Genomic DNA, 6,133 nt, shown 5'->3' on the forward strand with positions numbered 1-6,133 from the left:
TCCGGCATCTGAAACTCGATGCCCACCTGGTGGGCACGCACGTACACTCGCCCGGACCTGTCCCGAGCCCGCGAAAGAGCTCTCCCGTGGCCCTGATCGTGCAGAAGTACGGCGGTTCCTCCGTCGCCGACGCCAGCAGCATCAAGCGCGTCGCCAAGCGCGTCGCCGAGGCGAAGCGCGCGGGTCACGACGTCGTCGTCGTGGTCAGCGCGATGGGCGACACGACGGACGAGCTCATCGACCTCGCCAAGCAGGTCACCCCGCTGCCGCCGCAGCGCGAGATGGACATCCTGCTGACGGCCGGCGAGCGCATCTCGATGTCGCTGCTCGCGATGGCGATCCACAACCTCGGGGTCGACGCGAAGTCCTTCACCGGCCAGCAGGCCGGGGTCATCACGGACGAGACCTACGGCAAGGCGCGGATCATCGACGTCACGCCCAGCCGGATCCGGGACACCGTCGCGCGGGGCTCCGTCGCGATCGTGGCCGGGTTCCAGGGCGTCAACCCGTCCACCAACGACGTGACCACGCTCGGTCGCGGCGGGTCGGACACGACGGCCGTCGCGCTCGCCGCGTCGCTCAAGGCCGACGTCTGCGAGATCTACACGGACGTCGACGGCGTGTTCACCGCGGACCCGCGCATCGTGCCCACCGCGCGCAAGCTCGACCGCGTCAGCTACGACGAGATGCTCGAGCTCGCGGCCAGCGGCGCCAAGGTGCTCGTGCTGCGCTGCGTCGAGTACGCGCGGCGGTACGGGGTACCGATCCACGTGCGCTCGTCGTTCACCACTCATACGGGCACGTTCGTGACCGACCAGCCCGCCGAAGGAGAGATTGTGGAACAGCCGATCATCGCCGGCGTCGCGCACGACCGCAGCGAGGCCAAGATCACGGTCGTCGGCGTGCCCGACGTGCCGGGCAAGGCCGCGCGCATCTTCGAGGTCGTCGCCAACGCGGGCGTCAACATCGACATGATCGTGCAGAACGTCTCGGTCGCCGCGACGGGCCTCACGGACATCTCCTTCACGCTGCCGGCCACGGACGGCGCGGCGGCAACGGCGGCGCTCAGCGAGCACCAGCCCGACATCGGCTTCGCGTCGCTGCAGTACGACGACACCATCGGGAAGCTCTCGCTGATCGGCGCGGGCATGCGGTCGCACCCCGGGGTCTCGGCGCGGCTGTTCGCCGCTCTGTCGGACGCGGGCGTCAACATCGAGATGATCTCGACGTCGGAGATCCGGATCTCCGTGGTCACCCGGTCCGACTCGCTCGACGAGGCGGTCCGCGCGGTGCACACGGCGTTCGACCTGGACTCCACGGAAGACGAGGCCGTCGTGTACGGCGGGACGGGACGGTAGGGACATGGGACTGAACATCGCGGTGGTCGGTGCCACCGGCCAGGTCGGCAGCGTCATGCGCCGGCTCCTGGAGGAGCGCGACTTCCCCGTCGCGTCGATCCGCTACTTCGCGTCGGCACGCTCGGCCGGCACGACGCTGCCCTGGAAGGGTGCGGACGTCGTCGTCGAGGACGTCGAGACCGACGACCTGTCGGGCATCGACGTGGCCCTGTTCTCCGCCGGCGGCGCGGCCTCCAAGGTGCATGCCCCCCGGTTCGCTGCCGCGGGTGCGCTGGTCATCGACAACTCGTCGGCCTGGCGGCGCGACCCCGAGGTCCCGCTCATCGTCTCCGAGGTGAACCCGGGCGCGCTCGCGGGTGCCGTCAAGGGCATCATCGCCAACCCGAACTGCACCACGATGGCCGCGATGCCGGTGCTCAAGGTCCTGCACGACGAGGCCGGGCTCCAGCGGCTGGTCGTCTCGACGTACCAGGCCGTGTCCGGCTCGGGGCTCGCGGGGGCGGACGAGCTCGACAGCCAGATCCGCGCCGCCGTCGAGCAGGACACGCTCGCGCTCGTGCACGACGGGTCCGCGGTGACGCTGCCGGCTCCCGTGAAGTACGTCCGGCCCATCGCGTTCGACGTCATCCCGCTGGCCGGGTCGATCGTCGAGGACGGGCTGAACGAGACCGACGAGGAGCAGAAGCTCCGCCACGAGTCGCGCAAGATCCTCGACATCCCCGGCCTGCTGGTGTCGGGCACGTGCGTGCGCGTCCCGGTGTTCACGGGGCACTCGCTGTCGATCAACGCCGAGTTCGCGCGTCCGCTGAGCCCGGAGCGTGCCGCGGAGCTGCTGGCCGACGCGCCCGGGGTCCAGCTCACCGACGTGCCGACGCCCCTGGAGGCAGCCGGTCAGGACCCGTCCTTCGTGGGTCGTCTGCGCCAGGACGAGGGCGTCCCGGACGGCCGCGGTCTCGCGCTGTTCATCAGCAACGACAACCTCCGCAAGGGCGCGGCGCTGAACGCCGTCCAGATCGCCGAGCTGGTCGCGGCCCAGCGCCTCACCGCCGTCTGAGCACACAGCAACGTCCGCACTCGAGGGCCCCCCAGCCCTCCCGAGTGCGGACGTTGCTGCGTCAGGCCAGCGCGCCCACCACGCCGGCCGCCGTCAGCAGGTCCGTGATGCCGAAGTCGTCGTCACTGCCGTAGGTCGGGGTCCAGTCCGGGTCCTGCGACAGGTACGACGACGGGTCCCCGTCGATGAGGCCGTGGAACACCTCGGCGACGATCCGCCCACCGACCGGCCCGAGGTGCTCGCCGTCGGCGCGGACGTCGGCCTCCCGGAGCACGTAGAACCACAGGGGCGTCCGCTTGTGCAGCCCGAACGGCTCGAGGTCGGCCAGCTCGGACTCGTGCAGCGGGGTCTCCTGCATCGCGGCGGCGACGCGCTGCCCGGAGGGCACCTCCATGGTCAGGCCACGGATCAGGTTCCGGATGGCGAGCGAGTCCGGCTCGCCCGACGGCTGGCCCAGCAGGTGGAAGAGCGCCGACGAGAGCTTGGTGTCGATGCGCTTGTTCTTGCGCACCTGGCCGCCGCCGAAGTCGAAGAACGTCTGCCAGTCGATGAACCGGCGCGGGGCACGGCAGCCGCCCCGGAGGTCCCCGGGGTCGGTGCCGGTGGCGGTGTGGTCGAAGATGACCGCGAAGAACTGGAGCGTGCGGTCGGTGGCGGACGTGCCGAAGTTCGCGCGGTAGCTGGGCCGCACCTGGGAGTGCCCGAACCGGTACGCGGCGACGGCAAACTCCACCGGGATGTACGGGGAGTTGCGCCAGTGGTAGAACTTCCGGCCGTTGGTGAGGATGTCCTTGACCAGGTCGTCGCCGCAGGTCAGCGGCAGGAACTCGTGCAGGATCATCCACTGGTAGTGCCACCGGACGATCCGCTGCGCCTCGGCGAACAGCTCTGCGGGTGTGGCCAGCGGGCCGAGGCTGCCGCGCACGTCGGCGACGACGCGGTTGTGGAAGCGCAGGATCGCGAGGTGCAGCTGGTTGACGATGAGGTTCTCGTCGTTGCGCGGGTCGCCGATGAGCGCCGTGAGCTGGGCGTTGCGCGGGACGTCGAAGCGGGTCACGTGGTCGATGCAGACGGCCTCGGAGCCCACGTTGGGCTCGACCAGCATCGTGGTGCGACCGTGGTCGACGGTCTGGTCGTACAGGTGGGGTGACACCCCGGGGCCGCCGCCGTAGACGCTGTCCAGATCGAGCGCCGGGATCCGGAAGTTCCGGATCGACTCGGGGTCCTGGGTGCGGGCGAGGCTCGACGTCGGGTCGAACGTCATGTCGTGATCGAGGAACTGCCCGAGGAACGTCATGCCGGCCGTGAGCCGCGGGTTGTCCGGGTTGTCGACGCTCAGGGTCGGGTCGACGATCAGCGCGAACGGGTCGGCGGTCGGGCTCTCGCCGGTGTCCATGATGCCGCCGGGCCTGCCGAGCTCGACGAGGGCGGCGCGGACGGAGGCGGTGTCGGCGGCGAACCCCGGCAGCGCCGGGAACATCCTGCCGAAGCGACCCTGGTCGTAGAACGTGGACTTCGGTGTGCGGATGCCCTGGTCGGCGTCTCCGTGCGGCATGGCTCCCCCTCGGCGTTGCTGGTGGTCATCCGGATGAGCCACGGACACCGGTGCAGATACCTCTTGCGCCGCACATCGGCTCTATGGTTAGTTGGTCAAGTAACGAACCCAAGAACGGAGGCGCGCGATGTTCGACGGGCGTGACCCCCTGTACGTGCAGATCGCCGACCAGATCCGGTCGGACGTGCTCACCGGAGCCCTACGAGCGGAGGAACAGGTCATGTCGACCACGCAGTACGCGACGACGTTCCGGATCAACCCGGCGACCGCCGCCAAGGCGTTCACCGAGCTGGTCGACGAGGGTGTCCTCTACAAGCGCCGCGGCATCGGGATGTTCGTCGCCGAGGGCGCCCGCGAGCAGCTGCTCGCGCAGCGCCGGGCGTCGTTCTTCGCCGACGTCGTCGAGCCCATGCTCGAGCAGGCGCGCGTGCTGGGCATCGGCGTCGAGGAGATCGTCGAGCGGCTCCGCGAGAAGGAGGGACCGCGATGAGCGGCTACGGTGTCGAGGTCCGTGACCTCACAGCCCGCTACGACACGACGGTCGCCCTCGACGCGGTGTCGTTCAGCATCCGTCCCGGCGTCATCACCGGGCTGCTCGGCCGCAACGGCTCGGGCAAGACCACGGCGCTGTCGGTGCTCGCGGCGTTCCGCCGCAAGACGTCCGGCACGGTGCTCGTCGACGGGGAGGACCCGTGGGAGAACGAGCGGGTGCTCGCCGGGACGTGCCTGGTGCGGGAGAGCGGCGACGTCGCCCAGGACCAGAAGCTCAAGCAGACCCTGGAGTACCTCGGTGACCGCCGGCCCCTGTTCTCCCGCGAGCTGGCGGACCAGCTCATGGACCGGTTCGAGCTCGACCCGCTCACGCGGCCGGACCGGCTGTCCCGGGGCAAGCGGTCCGCGTTCGGGGTCGTCGTCGGGCTCGCCAGCCGCACGCCGCTGACCCTGCTCGACGAGGTGCACCTCGGCATGGACGCCCCCTCGCGGTACGCGTTCTACGACGTCCTGCTGGCCGACTGGCTGGAGCACCCTCGCACGATCGTCCTGTCCAGCCACCTGATCGGCGAGATCGAGCGGCTGCTCGAGGACGTCGTCGTGCTGGACCGCGGCACGGTGCTCACGGCGTCGGACGCGGACACGCTGCGCTCCGGCGGGATCACCGTCACGGGCCCGGCGGAGGCCGTCGCGCTGTTCGTCGACGGCCGGGACGTGGTCGGCCGTCAGCAGCTCGGACGCACCGCCCAGGCGACGTTGATCGGCGCACGCGACGACGACGCCGCGCGCGCCCGGCAGGCCGGCCTCGAGCTCGGACCCGTCGCACTGCAGGACCTCTTCGTCCACCTGACCGACCGGCCGAGCGCCGTCGGCACCTCCGAGGAGTCGAGATGACCATCGACACCGCACGCCGACCGACCCGCAGCTCCACCCGCGCCACCGCGACCTGGCTGCTGTGGATGAACCTCTACCTGGCAGCGTGGTTCTGGGGGTTGGCGGTCATCGTGGCGGCCGGTGCGCTCGTGGTGATCAACCAGGTCGGGGAGGTGAACAACAGCGTGCTGGCGTTCGCCCGCCAGGGCGCCGTCTGGTTCCCCTTCTCGGTCCTCATCGCGATCACCGCCGCGTACCTGCCGGTGCACGTCGCGAGCGGGCTGACCCGGCGCAGCCTCGCGGCCGGCTCGCTGCTGGCCGCCGCCGCCACGGCCGTCGTGTACTCGGTCGTGTACTCCGGCCTGCTGCTCGCCGAGCGTGCGGTCTTCGGCGCGTTCGGGTGGACGTGGAAGGTCCTCGACGACCTCAACCTGCCCACGACCGACATCCCGACGTTGCTCGTGAGCACCACCCTGCTGCTCCTCGTCGCCTACGTCTCCGGCCTCCTCGTCGCGATCACCTACCAGCGCGCCGGAGGCTGGTGGGGGACGCTCGCGCTGCCCCTCACCGCCGGACCGATCCTGCTCGTCTTCGCGCTGCTCTCGCAGGATGCCGGACCGTTCTCGACGTCCTCGTGGTTCGGCGGCACCCAGCCGCTGGCCGTCGCCGCCCCGGCGTCCCTGCTGATCGCGGCCCTCATGGCGTTCGCGTTCGACCGCCTCGTGCGGGGCGCGTCGGTGCACGCCCGCACCGCCTGACACCTTCCCGCCGCTCCGGGACCGGCCTGCGCCGGTCCCGTGG

At 70.8% G+C, this 6,133-nt stretch carries 6 protein-coding genes; 5 read left to right on the forward strand and 1 reads right to left on the reverse strand.

All coding sequences use genetic code 11. The features are described from left to right. The first annotated feature begins 86 nt into the window (after positions 1–86). Positions 87–1,358 (forward strand): aspartate kinase, encoded by a 1,272-nt coding sequence (locus tag CTE05_RS13065; RefSeq protein WP_146846753.1) that lies wholly within the window; start codon positions 87–89, stop codon positions 1,356–1,358. Positions 1,359–1,362: 4 nt separating this feature from the next. After that, the gene (locus tag CTE05_RS13070) at positions 1,363–2,412 is read left to right on the forward strand and encodes an aspartate-semialdehyde dehydrogenase (RefSeq protein ID WP_146846754.1); all 1,050 of its coding nucleotides are present in this window, start codon (positions 1,363–1,365) and stop codon (positions 2,410–2,412) included. Positions 2,413–2,473: 61 nt separating this feature from the next. Here the strand turns inward: CTE05_RS13070 and CTE05_RS13075 are convergent, their stop codons facing one another. Next, positions 2,474–3,967 (reverse strand): peroxidase family protein, encoded by a 1,494-nt coding sequence (locus tag CTE05_RS13075; RefSeq protein ID WP_146846755.1) that lies wholly within the window; start codon positions 3,965–3,967, stop codon positions 2,474–2,476. 127 nt (positions 3,968–4,094) lie between these two features. On the opposite strand from CTE05_RS13075, the gene CTE05_RS13080 reads away from it, so the two are divergent. Genes CTE05_RS13080 through CTE05_RS13090 form a run of 3 tightly spaced genes read left to right on the forward strand, consistent with a single transcriptional unit; the run spans position 4,095 to position 6,090 of the window. Then, positions 4,095–4,457, forward strand: coding sequence for a GntR family transcriptional regulator (locus tag CTE05_RS13080; protein ID WP_056025858.1), 363 nt, complete (start codon positions 4,095–4,097; stop codon positions 4,455–4,457). Then, positions 4,454–5,353 carry an ATP-binding cassette domain-containing protein gene (locus CTE05_RS13085; protein ID WP_146846756.1) on the forward strand — a complete coding sequence of 300 codons (900 nt, stop codon included), beginning with the start codon at positions 4,454–4,456 and terminating at the stop codon, positions 5,351–5,353. The genes CTE05_RS13080 and CTE05_RS13085 overlap by 4 nt, the downstream gene beginning before the upstream one ends. Beyond that, entirely contained in the window at positions 5,350–6,090 is a 741-nt protein-coding gene (locus tag CTE05_RS13090) for a hypothetical protein (protein WP_146846757.1), read from the forward strand. The genes CTE05_RS13085 and CTE05_RS13090 overlap by 4 nt, the downstream gene beginning before the upstream one ends. Positions 6,091–6,133 lie beyond the last annotated feature (43 nt).

Origin of the sequence: Cellulomonas terrae (assembly GCF_007990265.1) — a bacterium.
GTDB classification, from domain to species: domain Bacteria; phylum Actinomycetota; class Actinomycetes; order Actinomycetales; family Cellulomonadaceae; genus Cellulomonas; species Cellulomonas terrae.